This window comes from Sphaerisporangium dianthi (assembly GCF_042654065.1).
Taxonomy (GTDB): Bacteria; Actinomycetota; Actinomycetes; order Streptosporangiales; family Streptosporangiaceae; genus Sphaerisporangium; species Sphaerisporangium dianthi.
Genome location: NZ_JBHSFP010000034.1, coordinates 1 through 17,690 on the forward strand (window position 1 = coordinate 1; position 17,690 = coordinate 17,690).

General features: G+C 68.4%; 11 protein-coding genes. 6 read left to right on the forward strand and 5 right to left on the reverse strand.

The window, feature by feature from the left end:
* The 3 genes from ACFO60_RS33205 to ACFO60_RS33215 form a co-directional block, all read right to left on the reverse strand.
* A partial coding sequence (locus ACFO60_RS33205) for a type I polyketide synthase (protein WP_465269894.1) occupies positions 1 to 5,368 on the reverse strand: 5,368 nt, incomplete at its 3' end.
* A gap of 21 nt (positions 5,369 to 5,389) precedes the next feature.
* Positions 5,390 to 5,770: a VOC family protein gene (locus ACFO60_RS33210; RefSeq protein WP_380848626.1), complete on the reverse strand. Its 381-nt coding sequence runs from the start codon at positions 5,768 to 5,770 to the stop codon at positions 5,390 to 5,392.
* A 32-nt stretch (positions 5,771 to 5,802) separates the two neighbouring features.
* Positions 5,803 to 7,581: an AfsR/SARP family transcriptional regulator gene (locus tag ACFO60_RS33215; protein WP_380848629.1), complete on the reverse strand. Its 1,779-nt coding sequence runs from the start codon at positions 7,579 to 7,581 to the stop codon at positions 5,803 to 5,805.
* A gap of 719 nt (positions 7,582 to 8,300) precedes the next feature.
* Here ACFO60_RS33215 and ACFO60_RS33220 point away from each other — a divergent pair.
* The 5 genes from ACFO60_RS33220 to ACFO60_RS33240 are packed head-to-tail and all read left to right on the forward strand — an operon-like array spanning position 8,301 to position 12,419.
* On the forward strand, positions 8,301 to 9,158 hold the full coding sequence (locus ACFO60_RS33220) for a 3-hydroxyacyl-CoA dehydrogenase family protein (protein WP_380848632.1): 858 nt from the start codon (positions 8,301 to 8,303) through the stop codon (positions 9,156 to 9,158).
* Positions 9,155 to 9,451 carry an acyl carrier protein gene (locus ACFO60_RS33225; RefSeq protein ID WP_380848635.1) on the forward strand — a complete coding sequence of 99 codons (297 nt, stop codon included), beginning with the start codon at positions 9,155 to 9,157 and terminating at the stop codon, positions 9,449 to 9,451. The genes ACFO60_RS33220 and ACFO60_RS33225 overlap by 4 nt, the downstream gene beginning before the upstream one ends.
* Positions 9,444 to 10,577, forward strand: a complete 1,134-nt coding sequence (locus tag ACFO60_RS33230) for an acyl-CoA dehydrogenase family protein (RefSeq protein WP_380848638.1) — start codon at positions 9,444 to 9,446, stop codon at positions 10,575 to 10,577. Before ACFO60_RS33225 ends, ACFO60_RS33230 begins: the two co-directional genes overlap by 8 nt.
* Entirely contained in the window at positions 10,574 to 11,650 is a 1,077-nt protein-coding gene (locus ACFO60_RS33235; RefSeq protein ID WP_380848641.1) for an HAD-IIIC family phosphatase, read from the forward strand. Before ACFO60_RS33230 ends, ACFO60_RS33235 begins: the two co-directional genes overlap by 4 nt.
* A gap of 28 nt (positions 11,651 to 11,678) precedes the next feature.
* Positions 11,679 to 12,419: a thioesterase II family protein gene (locus ACFO60_RS33240; protein WP_380848644.1), complete on the forward strand. Its 741-nt coding sequence runs from the start codon at positions 11,679 to 11,681 to the stop codon at positions 12,417 to 12,419.
* Between the two features lie 352 nt (positions 12,420 to 12,771).
* Here ACFO60_RS33240 and ACFO60_RS33245 read toward each other — a convergent pair whose 3' ends face one another.
* Together ACFO60_RS33245 and ACFO60_RS33250 are read right to left on the reverse strand one after the other, a co-directional pair.
* Positions 12,772 to 13,389: an O-methyltransferase gene (locus ACFO60_RS33245; RefSeq protein ID WP_380848647.1), complete on the reverse strand. Its 618-nt coding sequence runs from the start codon at positions 13,387 to 13,389 to the stop codon at positions 12,772 to 12,774.
* A gap of 64 nt (positions 13,390 to 13,453) precedes the next feature.
* On the reverse strand, positions 13,454 to 14,212 hold the full coding sequence (locus tag ACFO60_RS33250; RefSeq protein WP_380848650.1) for an AfsR/SARP family transcriptional regulator: 759 nt from the start codon (positions 14,210 to 14,212) through the stop codon (positions 13,454 to 13,456).
* A 1,669-nt stretch (positions 14,213 to 15,881) separates the two neighbouring features.
* Here ACFO60_RS33250 and ACFO60_RS33255 point away from each other — a divergent pair.
* Positions 15,882 to 16,880 (forward strand): AraC-like ligand-binding domain-containing protein, encoded by a 999-nt coding sequence (locus ACFO60_RS33255; protein ID WP_380848653.1) that lies wholly within the window; start codon positions 15,882 to 15,884, stop codon positions 16,878 to 16,880.
* Positions 16,881 to 17,690 lie beyond the last annotated feature (810 nt).

Below are 17,690 nucleotides of genomic sequence, written 5' to 3' on the forward strand. Positions count from 1 at the left end.
ACAACGGCCGATCCACCGGCCGACCCTGACCATAGGTCGCCAGCAACGCCTGCGCCTCGATCGGATCACCCAACGTCGTACCGGTGCCATGCGCCTCCACCACATCCACATCGGCCACACCAAGACCGGCGTTCGCCAACGCCTGCCGGATCACCCGCCGCTGCGCCGACCCGTTCGGCGCAGCCAGCCCGTTGGAGGCGCCGTCCTGATTCACCGCCGAACCACGAACCACCGCCAGCACCCGATGCCCGTTACGCCGCGCATCCGACAACCGCTCCAGCAGAAGAACACCGACACCCTCCCCCCAACCCGTCCCATCCGCCGCGGCCGCGAACGACTTGCACCGACCGTCGGGAGCCAGACCGCGCTGCCGGGAGAACTCGACGAACTCGATCGGGGTGGACATCACCGTCACCCCGCCGGCCAAGGCGAGCGCGCACTCGCCGCTGCGCAACGACTGCGCGGCGAGGTGCACGGCCACCAACGACGACGAGCACGCTGTGTCCACGGTCAGCGCGGGCCCTTCGAACCCGAACGTGAACGCGACCCGGCCGGAGACCACACTGGTCGCGTTACCGGTCAGCAGCAGTCCGGCGACCTGCTCAGGCGTGCCGGCGAGGCTGCCGGCGTAGTCACGTCCGGAGACGCCGGCGAAGACGCCGGCCGGTGTGCCGCGCATCGAACGCGGGTCGATGCCCGCGCGCTCGAACACCTCCCATGACGCCTCCAGCAGCAGTCGCTGCTGGGGATCCATCGCGAGGGCCTCCCGTGGCGAGATGCCGAAGAACTCGGAGTCGAACTCGGTCGCGTCGTGGACGAAGCCGCCGAAGCGCGTGTACGAGGTGCCCTGCCGGGCCGGATCGGGGTGGTAGAGCCGGTCGACATCCCAGCCGCGGTCCGCGGGGAACGGCCCGATCGCATCGCCGCCCGAGAGCACGAGCCGCCAGAGCTGCTCCGGAGTGGCCACTCCACCTGGGTAGCGGCACGCCATGCCCACGATGGCGATCGGCTCGTCGTGCACGTCCCCCGCACCGCGTGGCGCCGCCGGGGAGTCTTCGGAGACCCCCATGGCACTCGCACGGAGGAACACGGCCAGTTCCTGCGGTGTCGGGTGGTCGAAGACCATCGTCGCCGGCAGCCGCAGGCCTGTGGCCGCGGCCAGTTCGTCCCGCAGCCGCACAGCCGTCAGCGATTCGAACCCGGCGTCGCGGAAGGACAGGCCCGGGTCGATCGCCCTGGCGGACCGATGCCCGAGCACCGCGGCGGCGGCGGAGCGAACGAGGTCGAGCAGGTACCGGTCGCCGTCGGCGGCCTGCAGGCCGGCCAGCCGTGTGGCGAGCCGGTTGTCGCGCGGTCCGCGCCGCTCGCCATCCCGGTGTCGTGCCTCCGGCAGGTCGGCGACCAGCCGGCTCGGGCGCAGGCTGGTGTAGGAGGACAAAAACCGCGCCCAGTCGAGGTCGGCGATGAGCAGCGAGCGGTGCCCGGAGCCGATCGCGGCCCGCAGCGCGGCGAGAGCGGGTGTCGTGGCCATCTCTCGCAGCCCATGGCCGTCCGTCTCGCCGGCGCCGTCCCGGCCGGCCCAAGGTCCGAAGGACAGCGACAGGATTCGCACACCGTGCTCGTCCCCCCGCGCGGCGAGCGAGTCGGAAAGGGCCGCGACCGCGGCCTGCGCGCCGTAACCCGTGCCGCCGAACACGCCGGCCAGCGGGCAGGAGAATACAACCGTCCGAAGCGACGCGTGGTTGCCCACCTCCGCCAGGAGGGAGCCAGGGGTCGTGCCTCCGGTGAGCTGCTCGGCGAGCTCTGTCGCGTTCAGTTCAGCCAGTGCGACGGGCAGGCGGGCGCCGCCGACGTGGATGACCGTGGTGAGCGGATATTCGGCGGGCAGTTCGGCGAGCAGCCGTCCCAGCGCCGCGCTGTCGGTGGCACCCGCGAACACGACGTGCTCGGCTCGGCAGTCGCGGAGCCAGCGGGAGAACTCGGCCTCCAGTTCCCCGAGCTCGCCGACGACGAGCGTGGTACCGGCGGGCACCCAGGTCTCCCCGACCGTTTCGGCGAGCGCGACGCGGTTCAGGCGGCGGCCGAACATGCCGGCCGGGCGGATCGCGATCTGGTCCTCGCCGTCCGCCCTTGCCAGCGCGCACGCCAACAGTGCCCGAGCGGGGCCGGTCTGGAGGTCGTGGACGTCCACCAGGCCGCCCCAGCGCGAGGGGTGTTCCAGTGCCGCGGTCCGGCCGAGCCCCCACACCGCCGCCTGCTCGTGGCCGTGCACCCGGTCCGTGTCGCCGATCGCGACGGCGCCGCGGGTGACGCACCACAACCTCGCCGGCAGGGCCGCGTCCCCCAGCGCGTTCAGCAGCGTGAGGGTCGTGCCGGCGGGGTCTTCGCCGACAGCGAGCAGGGAAAGCACGCCGACCGCCTCCTGGCACACCTGTGCCAGCCGGGCGGCGAGGGCGTCCCTGTCGAGTCCGGACAGGTCGACCTGGAGGTGCACCACGTCGGCGCCGTGCTCGCGCAGCGCCCTGTCCGCCATTGCTACGAGTGGGCCGTCCGTGCCCGCCGCACTGCTGACCAGCAGCCACCTGCCGTGCAAGCCCGGTCGCGGATCAACGGGCAGCGGCGTCCAGCCGACGCGGTAACCCCAGCTGTCGATGGACTGACGAGGTGGCCCGGCCCAGTGGCGCTCCCGCTGGAACGGGTAGGTCGGCAGGTCGACGGGCCGCGCGTCGCCGCCGGCGAAGAACGCCGCCCAGTCGACCGCCGCTCCGGCCACGTGCGCCTGCGCCACCGCGGTGCTGACGGCGGCGACCTCGTCATCGCCGCCGAGCAGCACGGGTATGAACGCGGCGGCGCCGTCGTCGGAACCGTCCCGTCCCAGCGCGGTGAGTGCCCCGTCCGGGCCGACTTCGATGAACCTGGTGACACCGAGGGTCTTCAGCGTGCCGACGCAGTCGTGGAACCGCACGGTGCCGCGAGCCTGCCGAACCCAGTACTCGGCGGTCGTCATCTCGTCGGTCACCAGGGCACCGGTGAGCGTTGAGACGATCGGGACCCGGGGCGGGTTCAACACGAGGCCGGCGACCACCGCACCGAATCCGGCGAGCATGGGCTCCATCGACGGCGAATGGAAGGCGTGGCTCACCCTCAGCCGCTTGGTCCTCGTCCCGCGCGCCCGCCACGCCGCGGCGATCCGCAGCACCCGCTCCTCGTCGCCGGAGATCACCACGGACCGCGGGCCGTTCACCGCGGCGATGCCGACCTCGCCGAGGCACCCCACCAGGGAGGCCACGACCTCCGGCTCGGCGGCGTTGATCGCCACCATCGCGCCCCCGGAAGGCAGGGCCTGCATCAACCGTCCCCTCGCCGCCACCAGGACTGCGGCGTCCGCGGCGCTGAGCACTCCCGCGACATGCGCCGCGGCCACCTCACCGATCGAATGACCGGCCAGGAAGTCCGGCCGAAGTCCCAAGGACGTGAAGAGCCGGATGAGCGCGACCTCCACCGAGAACAGGGCCGCCTGGGTGAACGCCGTCAGGTCGAGCAGCCCGCTCTCCCGGCTGCCCTCCTCGGCGAACACGACCTCCCGCAGCGGGACGTCCAGCCTGCCGTCGAACAGTGCGCACATTTCGTCGAAGGCGTCGGCGAACACCGGGTGCGCCCGAGCCAGCTCGCGTCCCATGGCCAACCGCTGCGACCCCTGGCCGGCGCACAGGAATACGGTGCCACCTCGTTCTGGCCCCGCCGTGCCCGTGCTCACGCCGGCGGCCGGGACACCGTTCGCCAGCGCCGTGAGAGCCGAGACGTACCCGGCACGATCACCGGCGACAACGGCCGCGCGCTGCCGGAAGTGGGCCCGGGTCGTCGCCAGCGACAAGCCGATGTCCTCGGTGCCGGCATCCGCGCGCCCGTCCAGGTGCTCCAGCAGCCGGCGCGCCTGCAGCCGCACGGCGTCCTCGGTCTTGGCCGACAGCAGCCAGGGGACGTTCGGGGCGTTCGCGGGCGGGGCCGTGCCCGTGACGGTGTCGGGCGCCTGCTCGATGATCACGTGCGCGTTGGTGCCGCTGATGCTGAACGACGAGACCGCGGCGCGCCGGGGATGCCCCGCCGACGGCCACGGCACCTGCTCGGTCAGCAGGCGGACCGCGCCCGAGGACCAGTCGACGTGTGGGGTCGACCGGTCGATGTGCAGTGTCTTCGGGAGGACACCATGCCGCATCGCCATAATCATCTTGAGCACGCCCGCGACGCCCGCCGCCGCCTGCGTGTGGCCGATGTTCGACTTGACCGATCCCAGCCACAGCGGTCGGTCCGCCTGCCTGTTCCGGCCGTAGATCGCCAGCAGGGCACGCGCCTCGATCGGGTCGCCGAGGGTGGTACCGGTGCCGTGCGCCTCCACGGCATCGACATCGGGCGGAGCCAGCCGGGCGTTGGCGAGCGCTTGGCGGATCACTCGTTCCTGCGCGGCGCCGTTCGGTGCGGTCAACCCGTTGGACGCCCCGTCCTGGTTGACCGCGGAACCACGCAGCACCGCCAGGATCCGGTGGCCGTTGCGCTTGGCGTCCGACAGCCTCTCGAGCAGCAGGAGCCCGACGCCCTCGCCCCAGCCTGTGCCGTCGGCCGCCGCGGCGAACGGCTTGCACCGCCCGTCCCGGGCGAGCCCGTTCTGCAGGGCGAACTCATGGAACACCGCGGGAGTGGTCATCACCGCCACGCCACCGGCCACCGCGAAGGAGCACTCGCCACCGCGCAGTGACTGGCCGGCGAGGTGCATCGCCACCATCGATGACGAACACGCGGTGTCCACCGTCAGCGCTGGTCCTTCGAAGCCGAAGGTGTACGCGATCCGCCCGGAGGCGACACTCGTGGTCAGCCCGGTCAGCAGGTGGCCTTCCAGCCCGGCGCCTGGGACTCGTGCCACCGCGCCGTAGTCCTGGTCGGACAGCCCAACGAAGACACCGGTGTCACTGCCGCGCAACGACACCGGGTCGATCCCGGCCAGTTCGAACAGCTCCCACGCCGTCTCCAGCAACAGCCGCTGCTGCGGGTCCATGGCGCTGGCCTCGCGCGGCGAGATTCCGAAGAACCCGGCGTCGAAGTCGGCCACATCGTGCAGGAAACCGCCGTCGAGCGGAACGGAGACCTGCCAGCCACGATCAGTGGGGAACCTGGAAGTGGCGTCCCGGCCGTCACGCACCAGTCGCCACAAGTCCTCCGGCGAACGCACACCACCCGGGTATCGGCAGGCCATGCCCACCACCGCTATCGGCTCGCGAGCCCGCTCCTCGACCTCGCGTAGCCGCTGCCGCGTCCGGTACAGGTCACCGGTCACCCGTTTCAGGTACTCCGCGTACTTCTCTTCGTTCACCACTGGTCTCCGCTCCGCCGGGATTCAGGACTCGGGCTGATCCCTCCTGGAGTAGACCGCGATGTGGTTCCCGGACGGGTCGAGCAGGTGGGCGAAGATCGGGCCGTTCTCGACACCCACCGTCTCCATCGGCGGCGAGTACACCTTGCCGCCCGCGGCGACGGCCTTGGCACAAGCCTCCTCCACGTCGGCCACCTCGATGCAGACGATCGCCCAGTTCTCGGCCTTGTCGGCCCGGTTGTCCCACAGTCCACCCAGCAACCCGTCGGTCTTCGGGGTCCTGATCACGCTGTAGGGATCACCGTGGCCATCCGTGAACGTCCAGCCGAAGAGCTCGCCGTAGAACCGCTCAGCGGCTATCGGGTTGTCGGTCGAGATCTCGAAAAACGAAACACCGTTGTACATCCGGGACATCAGACTTCTCCTGGTTCATCTCGTCACGCGGTACGGCGAACGGCGACAGCCTGGCCGTAGGCGTAGGCCCACACCAACGCGTTGAATCGGTAGGTTCCGTAGTGGGGCGACTCCAGCATGCTCCGATCGACCAGCGCCTCCAGGCGCCGGCTCGTCTTCTCGGTCGGCATGCCGACCCACGCGGCGGCCGAGTCGACGTCGAACGTGCTGTCGGGGTACGCGACGAGCGACACCAGCAGATCGCGCAGAGCCTCGTCGAGGAGGTGGAACGAGCCGGCGAGAGCGCTGCCCGTCCTCACGTCCCGGGACACCGTTTCCGACCGGACGACCCAGGTGTCGGCGAGCCAGCGGTTCAGGTCGCCGACACTCCACGCCGGACGGCTCACGAACCGGTCGGCCGCCGCGCGGACGGCGAGCGGGACGCACGAGCACAGCGAAGCGGTGTCCCTTATCTCATCTTCCGCCGGGATCTCCCGGTTCCGCCCCACTATCGTGGTGAACAGGTGCGTGGCGCCGTCGAGGGAGAGCGGTTCGACCGGCACGGTGTCGGTCGTGGCGAGCCCCGACAGCTGGTGCCTGCTCGTCACCAGGACGACGCAGTCCTTGTTGCCGGGCAGCAGGGACTCGATCTGCGCGAGCGAGGCCGCGTCGTCCAACACCACCATCGCCCGGCGGTGGGCCATCTGGGTGCGCCACAACGCGGCGCGAAGTTCCAGCGTGTCCGGAACAGCCTGCCGGGGGACGCCGATCATGAGCAACAACGTCTCCAGCGCGGCGTCGGGACGTATCGCACCCGAGTCGGTGCGATGCGCTCGCAGGTCGAGGAACAGCTGCCCGTCCGGGTAGCGGTCGGCCACGAGATGCGCGACGTGTATCGCCAGCGCGGTCTTGCCGACTCCGGCCATGCCGGTGATCGAGTAGACCGCGGTCGCGGTGCCGGTGTCGGTGAGCCGTTTCGTCAACCGGTGGACCTGCTCGGTGCGGCCGGTGAAGTCGACCAGGTCCGGCGGAAGGTTCCGGTCGGCGGCGAGCGGCACGCCGGCCGGTTTCGGCGGAGCGACCGTATCGGTCAGGATCTGCTGGTGCAGCGTCTGCAGTTCCCGTCCCGGCGTCATACCGAGTTCCTCACGAAACCGCCGGCAGATGGCCTGGAACGCCCGCAGGGCCTCGGCCGGCCGGCCGGCACGGTACAGCGCCAGCATCAGCAGACCCGTCAGCCGCTCCCGCGTCGGGTACACCAGCACCATCTTCCGGAGCTCGGCCACCAGCTCCGGCTGTCCTGTGTCGAGTGCGATGGCCAGCCGCTCCTCCATCACCTCCGCGCGCTTCTCGTTGAGGCTCGCCGCGTGGGGGTGGACGAAGCCGGCGCTGATGTCCGCAAGAGCGGGACCGCGCCACAACCGGAGTGCCGCGTCGAACTCCTCGCCGGCCGCCGCGGCCGCGCCCTCGTCTCTGACGGCCCGGGCGCGGTCCACGTGCTGCCGGAAACTCTCCGCGTCCAACTCGTGCGGGGCGACCCTGATTCGATATCCCTGCGCGTCCGTGACGATCCGGTCCGCGCCGTCGGCGCCTGCCGCCGCCAACCGCGACCGGAGCCGGCTGACGTAAGCGTGCACGGTCGACATGGCACTGCGCGGCGGGTGGCCGTCCCAGATAACGTCGACGAGCCGATCCGTCCGTATGGATGTGTTGGCCCGCAACAGCAACACGGCCAGCAGCGTCCGCACTTTGGGTCCACCGATCCGGATGGTGACGCCCGAGGACGTGGCGACCTCGACGGTGCCCAGGATGCGAAATTCCATCAGGCTCCTCATCTGTGAACGCCGTACGCGTTCAGCACGTACGCGATGTCGCGGACGACGGCAATGCGAATGCCACCCAATCATCACCGAGCAGCGCATAGCGGACCGCATACGCCGACGGCTCCGTCACCCTGGCGCGTTCGGAGGTGGTGGTAGCTTGAATCCGGTTGCTGCCACCGTCATCACTGACCGGGCAGCCATACGTCCGGCGTTCACCGAGCACACAGATCGCAATTGTTGTGAGGGCACAGTGGATCATCACCGGAAATCGCAGTCACTGGAATGACCCCGATATCCACCGACGAGGCGCTACGCCTGCTGGATATCGACCACTTCGACGAGATGTTCCTAGACGGCCAGGAAGTTGTCGGGCCGGCGTATGACATCCGCCTGCCCGCCGCGGGCAGGTATTTCGACCTGAAGAGAAATCGGCGTCCCGGGCCGCTGTCCGTGCCGCCGCTGTTCGCCCGCGGCCCTGCCGGCCGATGGATCGGGACAGCCGGTCGCCGACGACACGGTCGTTTCATGGGGCGGGGCGGAACCCGTCGTGGAGGTTCCCGTTGATCGGTGGAACCGATGGCGCAATATGCCGATTCGATCGCTCAACCGGTCGACGAACGGCTTTGTGCCCATTTGAATGCGGTGTTTCACAGGCCCGATAAGAGAGGCCTGTTTCGCGAGGGCACCTCAGTGGCGTCGCTGCAGGTGGAGGAGGCAGCATGACGGATGACACGACCATCGCGGTCCTGGGCGCGGGGGTCATGGGCACGGGCATCGCGACATTGCTCGTCGGCCAAGGTTTTCCCATCGTTCTGGTCGACGTGGATGAGGCCACGCTAGAACGCGCCCATGGCGAGATCGAGATGGGGTTGCGGCACGCGCAGTTGATGGGCGCGGTGCCGGCGGAACGCGCTCCCGGCCGGTTGCAGACGACGCTTTCGCTGAGCGACGTCGCCGGTGCCGGTGCGGTGATCGAAGCGGTCACGGAGTCGCCGGAGGTGAAGTCGAAGCTATTCGCCGAGACGTCCGCCCTGGTCGGCCCCGGCACCCCGTTGATCTCGAACACCTCCGGAATACCCATTGACGAGCTGGCGGAGAGCGTGCCCCGCCCCGGCGACCTGATCGGCACGCACTTCATGAACCCCTCGTACCTCATCTCCATGGTGGAGGTGGTTCGCGGGCCGCGTACCGCAGAAGAGACCGTCGAGTCGGTGCTCTCGCTGCTGGCGCGCCTTGGTCGGCGCGCGGTGGTGGTACGCGATGCACCAGGCTTCGTGACCAGCAGACTTCTGCACCCGATGATCAATGAGGCGGCGCGGCTGGTCGGGGAGGGCACTGCCTCCGCCGAGGAGGTGGACACGCTGATGCAGGGCTGTCTCGGCCATCCGACGGGTCCGCTGCGTACCGCGGACCTGATCGGGATCGACAACCTCGCCGATTCACTGCGCGTGTTGCACGCCCGGCTCGGGGACGAGCGGTGCCGTCCTAGCGAGGTTCTCCTTGAGAAGGTCCGCAGGGGTGAGCTAGGCCGGAAGACCGGCCGTGGGTTCTACGACTACAGGGAGGACGCGAAGTGACCGCAGAGGAACGGGTCGGGCTTGCCTCGACCGAGACGGATACCATCGAGGACAAGATCACCCGGTTCGTGGCGGCCAAGGCCAAGGTCACGCCCGCCGTGGACCAGGACCTCATCTCCACCGGCCTGGTCACGTCGATGTTCGCCATGCAACTCGTGGTGTTCCTGGAGCAGACCTTCTCCGTGGTGATCGCTGGTAGCGACCTGCAACTGGTCAACTTCCGCACGGTTGAGGCCATGGTCGCGCTCGTGCGGAAGTTGCGCGGGGACGCGGCCGGTGGCGGCAATGCTTGACCTGCTCTCCGGTGAGCGTGCCGCCGTCCGACACCTGGTCGGGGACCAGGCCCCCGTTTGGGACACCGCCGGCGAGATCCCCGTCGGCATCCTGCGGGAGCTGGGCGCTGCGGGCGTTCTCTGTGCGGAGGTACCGAAGGAGTACGGTGGTCTGGGCGCGGCCAGCCGGGATAGCGGCGAACTCACCGCGTACGTCGGCAGCTTGTGCAGCTCCTTGCGAAGCGTGATGACCTCGCAGGGCATGGCGGCCTGGACGATGCGGCGCCTCGGTGACCGGGAGCAGCGGGCTGCGTTCCTGCCAGGGCTGACAGAGGGTCGGCTGGCGGCGGTGGCCTTCAGCGAGCCGGACGCCGGCAGCGACCTCAGTGTGATGGACACCCACCTCCGCTTCACCGGCGATACCGTGGTCGTCAACGGGCGCAAGTCCTGGATCACTGCTGCCGCCTACGCCGATCTGGTGGTCGTTTTCTGCAAAGCAGGCGACGATGGGGCGGTCGTCGTGGTGCCTGCAGACGCTCCAGGCGTCCACATCGAAAAGGTCCCACAGGCACTTGGCTGCCGTGCGGCCGGACACGCCCATGTCCAGCTCGACGGTGTGCGAGTGCCCGTGGCGAACGTGCTGGGCGGCGCGGGCTTGTCGCTGCCGTTGCTGGTCACCACGGCCCTGGCGTATGGGCGGATGTCGGTGGCCTGGGGCTGTGTCGGCATCCTGCGGGCCTGCCTCACCGCAGTGACTCGCCACGCGAGGTCGCGGGTGCAGTTCGGCAAGCCGATCGCGGAGCACCAGCTCATCGCACGCCGGATCGCCGAGCTTTTCACCGCCGAGCAGGTGGCCACCAGAGCATGCCGGCACGCGAGCGAATGCTGGGACTCGGGCTCGCCGGACCAGGTCGTCGCCACCGTGCTGGCCAAGTACGTAAGCGCGGCCCGGGCTGCGGAGGGCGCCGCGTCGGCGGTGCAGGTGCTGGCCTCCGCGGGCGCGTCGGACGGCCATGTTGTGGCGCGAGCACACCGGGACGCGATCCTGATGGAGACGATCGAGGGGAGCAGTGAGATCTGCCAGCTCATCCTCGCGCAGCACGCCCTTGCCGGCACGGACCCCGCCGACCAGCGGGACGCACAGTGAACGAGCCGATCAAGACCGTGAAGTGTGTCGTCTGGGATCTGGACAACACTCTATGGAAGGGCACCCTCCTAGAGGACAGCGAGGTGTTCCTCCTCGACCAGGTACGCCCGGTTCTCGCCGAGCTCGACGCACGGGGCGTCCTTCACGCGGTGTCCAGCAAGAACGATCATGATCTGGCGTGGGCGCGACTGCAGGCGCTGGGCATCGCTGAATACTTCGTGCTGGCCAGGATCGGGTGGGGACCGAAGTCGAAATCGATACAGGACATCGCCGACCGGTTGAACTTCGCGTACGACACGATCGCATTCGTCGACGATCAACAGGTGGAACGTGCCGAGGTCGCGTTCCACCTGCCACAGGTGCGCTGCTATCCGGCCGAGCGACTCCCAGAGCTGCCCGCGCTGCCGGAGTTCATCCCGAGGACGGTTACGGTCGATTCCCGGCAGCGCCGTCAGATGTATCAGGCGAATCTGCAGCGGGAGGCCGAGCAAGAGGCGTTCACCGGCCCGTCGGAGGAATTTCTGCGCTCCTTGAACCTGGTCATGCGAATCGGCAGGGCGTCGGAGAAGGACCTGTCTCGGGTTGAGGAGCTGACGCTGCGAACGAGCCAGATGAACGCCACCGGCGTGTACTACTCGGACGGTGATCTGCGCGCGATGCTGAACGACCCACGGCACGAGGTGCTCACCGTGACGATGAGTGATCGGTTCGGGCCGCACGGCGCGGTCGGCGTGGTGCTACTGGAACACAACCCGGCCGTGTGGCATCTCAAGCTGCTGGCCACGTCGTGCCGGGTGGTGTCCTTCGGCGCCGGCACGGTGGTCCTGAACTGGTTGATCGGGAGCGCCGCCGTGGCGGGTGCGCACCTCGTGGCGGACTTCCGGCCCACATCGCGCAACCGGATCATGGAGATCGCCTACCGGTTCGCCGGGCTCACCGACGAGCCCTGCGGCTGTCTCACCAGGTTGCGGCCGGCCCACGACGCGGACACACAACGGCTGCACCTGACACCGGAGGAACGCCCGCTGCCCGCCACGATGCGGCTTGAGGCGCCCCGGCCGGCCGTAACCTGACAACTCTCTGCCAAGGAGGACCAACACAATGACGATCGATCCGGCCCTCTGGATCCATCGCTACCATCCGTCCCCGGCAGCCTCGCGGAGGCTGGTGTGCTTCCCGCATGTCGGCGGTTCGGCCTCCGCCTATTTCTGGCTGTCCAAAAGCCTCGCGCCGGCGTATGAGGTGCTGGCCATCCAGTATCCAGGTAGACAGGAACGGCGGCGGGAGCCGGTCGCGCTGAGTCTGCACGCCTTGGTGGACCAGGTGTTCGAGGCGCTGCGAGGCCAGGTCGCTCCGCCCTTCGCCTTCTTCGGTCACAGCATGGGAGCACTGGTCGCCTTCGAGGTGGCGCGCCGTTCCGCGGCCGCGGGCGAGCCGGGCCCGTCCCTGCTGGTGGTCTCGGGGCGTCGCGCCCCGTCAACAGGTCCTGAGAAGCGCTTCGACGTGGACGACGAGAACATGCTCGTTGCCGAGCTGCGCAGGATGGGAGGGACCGCGGAACAGTTCATTCGAGATGAGGAAGTGCGCGCCATGATCTTGCCCGTGGCCCGTGCGGACTACCGGGCATTGCATGCCTACGTACCGCAGCCGGACAGCGTGGTGGACACCCCGATCCTCGCGCTCGTCGGCGACAATGACCCGGTCACCACCCTCGAAGAGGCGAAGGCCTGGAGCGCTCATTCCACGAGTACGTGCGAACTACGAGTTTTCCCCGGTGGCCATTTCTATCTGGAATCGGCGAAAGCCGACGTGAGCGACACGCTGCGCACCGCACTCAGGTGATCATGGCGCTCCGCGTACGGCAGCCGGTGAGACCCGGCGCTCTGATTCGGGAGCATTGCGACAATCCTCCCCGCGATCGCCGGCACAATGATCGCGGGGAGAACCAGCCGGGCGCGCGTGTGGCGGAGCAGGTGGCCGCCGGCGGCGAACGTACCAGGCCGCCTTCCGGCGGGAGACCACGCAGTCCCGGTTCCCCGATGCGGACTGGGAGTCCCTGCGCTCACTCGGGTTGGGGAAGGCCGTCGAACGCGCCGACGACGCCTAGCTCTCCCGCGTCGCAGAACTCACCCTGCGCGCCGACCAGACGAACGCTACCGGGGTGCACTACTCCTAGACCGCACTGCGCGAGCGGTCAGCACGCTCTCTTGCGAGCCAATGTGATGCCGTCGGCCATGCTGAGCATTGAGAGGTCCACCCGGTCGTCGCCGTGCAGGAAGGCGTTGAGTTCCCGCACCGCCACGGTGTCCGGGTCCTGCGCATCCGGGTCGATGACCCGCCCGAAGAAGACAGTGTTGTCCACCACGATCAATCCGCCGGTGCGGACCAATGCCAGCGAGCTCTCGTAGTACGTCCGGTAGTTGGACTTGTCCGCGTCGATGAACACCATGTCGAACGTCGCACCGCCCGTGGTGGCCAGCACTTCGGACAGCGTCTCCCGCGCGTCACCAATCCGGAGGTCGATCAGGTCGGCCACGCCGGCCCGCTGCCAGTACGGCATACCGATCGCCGGCCATCGGTGCGTGACGTCGCACGTGACGAGGCGGCCGTCCGGGGGGAGCGCGCGGGCCATCCACAAAGTGCTGTAGCCGGTGAACGTGCCGATCTCCAGCACCGAGCGCGCCCTGGTCAGGCCGACGAGCAGGGCGAGCAGCTGCCCTTCCTCCGCCATCACCGGCATGGCCCGCCCCATGGGATAGGTCTCGGTCTCCGCACGCAACTCCCGCAGCACGTCGGTCTCTCTCAGGGACACCTCCCGGACGTACGTGAGCAAATCCGGTGCGAATCCTGTCTGACCAGCCAAGATGACACCCTTCTCATCGGTGTGTGGTGTATCGGCCCAAGGGGCCCGTGCGGGTCGAGCGGCCCCAAGGCGCGGACACGAAAACCGGTGCGGTGCCGTCGGGCACGGCCTCGCGGCGCAGGATCGCTTGGTAAAGGGCGGTGAACTCACGGCCGGGTTCAACTCCGAGCTCCTCGACGAGTGCCTCGCGACCGGTGCGGTAGGCCCGGACCACCGCGGCCACATCCCCATCGTGGTAACACGCCAGCATGAGCTGTCCCCACGCTCGTTCGCGAGTCGGGTGAACGCTGAGGAACTCGTGCAGCACTGTCCGGGCACGCTCGTAGTCACCCAGCCTGATCAACAGGTCCGCGTACTCCTCGACCGCCGAGAACCACTGGGCTGTGAGCACCGCCGCGCGAGCACCCAGCAACGCGCCCTGCGCGACATCCTGCAACGGCAGTCCGCGACAGGACAACGCCGCACGGCGCAGATACGACTCGGCGGCGACCAGATCACCCTGTTGGACCAGGCTCCGGCCGTTCGCCCGATCGGCCTCGAACTCGCGCACGTCGACCGTCACGGGTCCGGGACCGGCCGTGTTCAACGCCCAGCCGTTCCCCGTGCTGGTCAACGTACTACCGGCGGGGCCGTGGCACCGGTCCGCGAGCCAGGTCCGCACACCTGAGACGTAGTTGCGCAGGTTAGCGGCAGCCGACCTCGGTGGAGAGTCCCCCCAGAGCTCGGCGGTCAGCGTTCCGCGGCTCACCGTCCCGTCGGGGTTGAGCAGCATCAAGGCCAGTAGCGACCGCTTCTTGCCAGCCGGAGCCGAAACCACACGCCCGTTACAGCGAACCTCCAACGGGCCGAGGAGACCGAACCTGATGTGTACCGCCTCTACCACTCGTCCCCCAGATCACAACTCCACCTGTCAAGCGATCCCCGCCAAAAGGAAATTCGTTCACAGCGATCAGCGTGTCACCTCCGTGCAGCCCGTAGCAGAAGTCCGCCTGCGCGAAATCGTTCACGCGTTCAGGCAGTCGCACCAGTCGTAACCGTGAGCCGAAATCACCTCCGTACGCGTACCGGAAAGCGGTGTAGTCGACCTGTACCGACGTCGCTCCGCCCACACGGTCCGTGTGCGCTATCCGCAGCAGCACTCCAGACACGGGAGCGGTCCTGGCGGCGACTTGGTCCGGCATCTCTACCTGGATCGTCCTGGCGCTGCCGTCCTTGCCGTCTTCCACGCGTACCGGCAAGCCCTCCACCTTGGTCCAGGACGTGCCCGACCTGGCCTGCGCCGCCGCGCCGCCGCGCCGCCGCGCCGCCGGCAAGACTCACCTCGGCCGCGCCGCCCGCCGGCCAGGTGACCTCGGCGCCTGGCGCCAGGCGGAGGCCGCCGCCGGATCACCGGCAGGAGGGCGGGACGGCCGCTCCCGGCGCAGAGCAGGACCGGCCATCGCGGAAGCCGCGCTGGGGACGGCGATCGTGCCGGCGGGCCCGGTTCCCGCCGGGAACACCGCGAGCGCCGTCCCCGCGCCACCGCCAGGTTGGGCATGTATCTGCTACCCCGTGCGCATAGCCACCTCCATGCCGGTGGCCACATCCCCTTCGCTCAGGCCGTCGCTGGATGCGCGCAAGGCAGCGGCCATCAGAGATGATTCTCGTTCAGTCCCATCTGCCGAGTTGATCATGTATCCCGGCCCCGCGATGGTGCCTGAGGGGCAGGTTGAGACCGGTCGCCGACGTTGGCTGGTGTCACCGGTGGCACCGAGTCGTGACCGGGGAGATGGTGCTCGTCGTTGGTGTGGGAGCGCTCTTGTTTTCGAGTATGCCGAGCCCCGCTCAGCGGCCGGTAGTCGTTCTCTGCACGGTTCTGGCGATTTCTTGCACGGTCACGTGGGACTCGCGTGCCTGGCCGGCAAGTGGTGCCACTGCCGGATTGGGCGGCTGAGGCGCTGCGCGTGCACACCCAGAAGTACAAGGCGTTGGTGTGGTGGCCACCGCGCTATGGCGTTTGAGCCGGTTGATACCGCACTCCGCCCCTGGAGCCGGGCTCGGGTCCGGCACTGATCCTCATCGAGCAGCCCAGCGATCACCTGCTCAGGCTGCACTCCGCAGCCCCCGGCACTGTTCCATAGCCATCACTCTTCGGACCGAACCGGTCCGAAAAATACGCCACAAGACCCTTACCAGCGAAAACACCTCGAGCAACACCCGACCAAGCTGCACCGACACCACGTCTATGCGTCAATCAGTGCGACGCCGACACCAAGCGGCCTTCCCCAAGCGTCGTAGGCGAGACCATCGCCGACAAGACGATGAAAGGCGCTCACAGAAGTAATAAATGTGCCGACCCCTGATCATCATTCGGGGCGGAAAGGCTTACCGGACGAACACAGTGACTGTGGCTGACTATTTTCGGCTCGATAACGCGTCGGGCTGGACGGGGGTGTCCACAAATGGTCATTAAGGAATTCAGGACCGATGATCTGGCCCCTGAGGATCGCTTTCCCCTCTGGTTGGAGATGGCATCGCAGACCTATGTGCCGTCTCGGATCCGGAGTGACAGCGAAGCCGACTTCCAGGCGTCGGTGAGGGTGCTGGATTGTGCCGGGGTGCAGATATCGGTACTGACTCACCCGATGGTGCGCGCCGAGCGGACCGCGAGGCTCGTCCGGCAGTGCGATCCCGAGGTTTACCTGTTCCTACTCATGGTGCGTGGTGGCGGGGGGTTAACCCAAAGCGGCCGAAACGCATTCTTCGGGGCGAACCACTTCGTCGTCATCGATTCTTCGCGGCCATACCAAGGATGGCGATCAGCAGAGGACGGCGTCAACGAGGCCGTGGTCGTCCAGGTCTCTCGCGCGTCGCTGGGCCTGCGCTCCACCACCGTCGGACGGCTCGCCGCGGCACCCTTCTCCGCCAAGAAGGGCATCGCCGCCGTGCTGGCCGGCCACCTCATTGAGCTGATGAAGAACGCCGGCGACTACACCAGCGCCGACACCGTCGCTCTGGGTGCCGTAACGGTGGACCTGATCGCGGCGGCCTGCGCTCACCAACTCGACGCGACGGCGTGCCTGTCGCCCGAGGCGCGGGAACGGGCTCTGCTCGCCCGGATTCACTGCTTCATCCAGGACAGGCTCGGTGATCCCGCCCTTAGGGCGGACCTCATCGCGGCCGCTCATCAAATTTCTATCCGGCACCTGTACAAACTGTTCGAAGGCCAAGGCATGACCGTCGCAGCCTGGATACGCCACTCTCGACTGGAACGGTGCCGCCACGACCTGGCCGACCCCGCCCTGCGCTCCCGTCCGATCCAGAGCATCGCGACCCGCTGGGGCTTCACCGGCGGCACCCACTTCAGCAAGATCTTCCGCGCCGCATACGGCATGTCACCCAACGACTACCGGCATCGAAACAGCACGACGCAGGTGGTCTCGACGACGGCCGAATCCTGACCCCGTGGCGGCGGGTGGGTCCAAGGAGTCGTCGCAACACTGCTGCTCAGCAGCGAGTTCAGATGAGATCGCCTTCCCAGTGTCCCGGAACGGCGCGGTCGTCGGCCTCGGCGGGTCACTGGCTGATCAGCACCTCGGGGGCCACGTGGCCGCCGGCCTTCTGCCGGGCGCGTGCTCGCGGCACCCGCAACGCACTCCCGGTGCGCAGGCACCCGGCCGGTTGTCCCGCAGGATCGTCGGCAAGGACCGGTCACCGCGGGAGATGCGGCACAGCTTCGTCTCTCTGTCTCGGACGAGGGCGTCCCCTTGGAGGACATCGCTCGTCTTGTCGGCCACAGCGGGACGGCCGTCACCGAGGCCGTCTACCGCAAGCAGATCCGGCCCGTGCTCCTGGGCGGCGCCCAAGAGCACGGATCGCATTTTCAAGGGGTAGTCACCCGGTTAGTCACTCAGAAACGAGGAAGGGTGTCACGTGATCTCGTGACACCCTTGCCAACCAGGTGATACCTGGTCGGGACGACAGGATTTGAACCTGCGACCCCTTGACCCCCAGCCACGAGCCAAGGGTCTGAGGGGGTCCGACGAAGTCGAACGGGGAGCCTCCCGCCTGTGGAAACTTCTGGGGCGGTACGAGGCGATCTGGCGCGGCCTAAGGCCGCTGGCTCCCCAGCCTGGCTCCCCGGAACTCGAACTCATGCCATGCCTTGCTGTCCACAGCGGCTCGTGGGGACATACCCGCAATAAACGACAGTACGGCGGCCAGACCGCCAAAGGTTGTAAATCGCCCTTTCGGGAAACAGAGGTATGTAA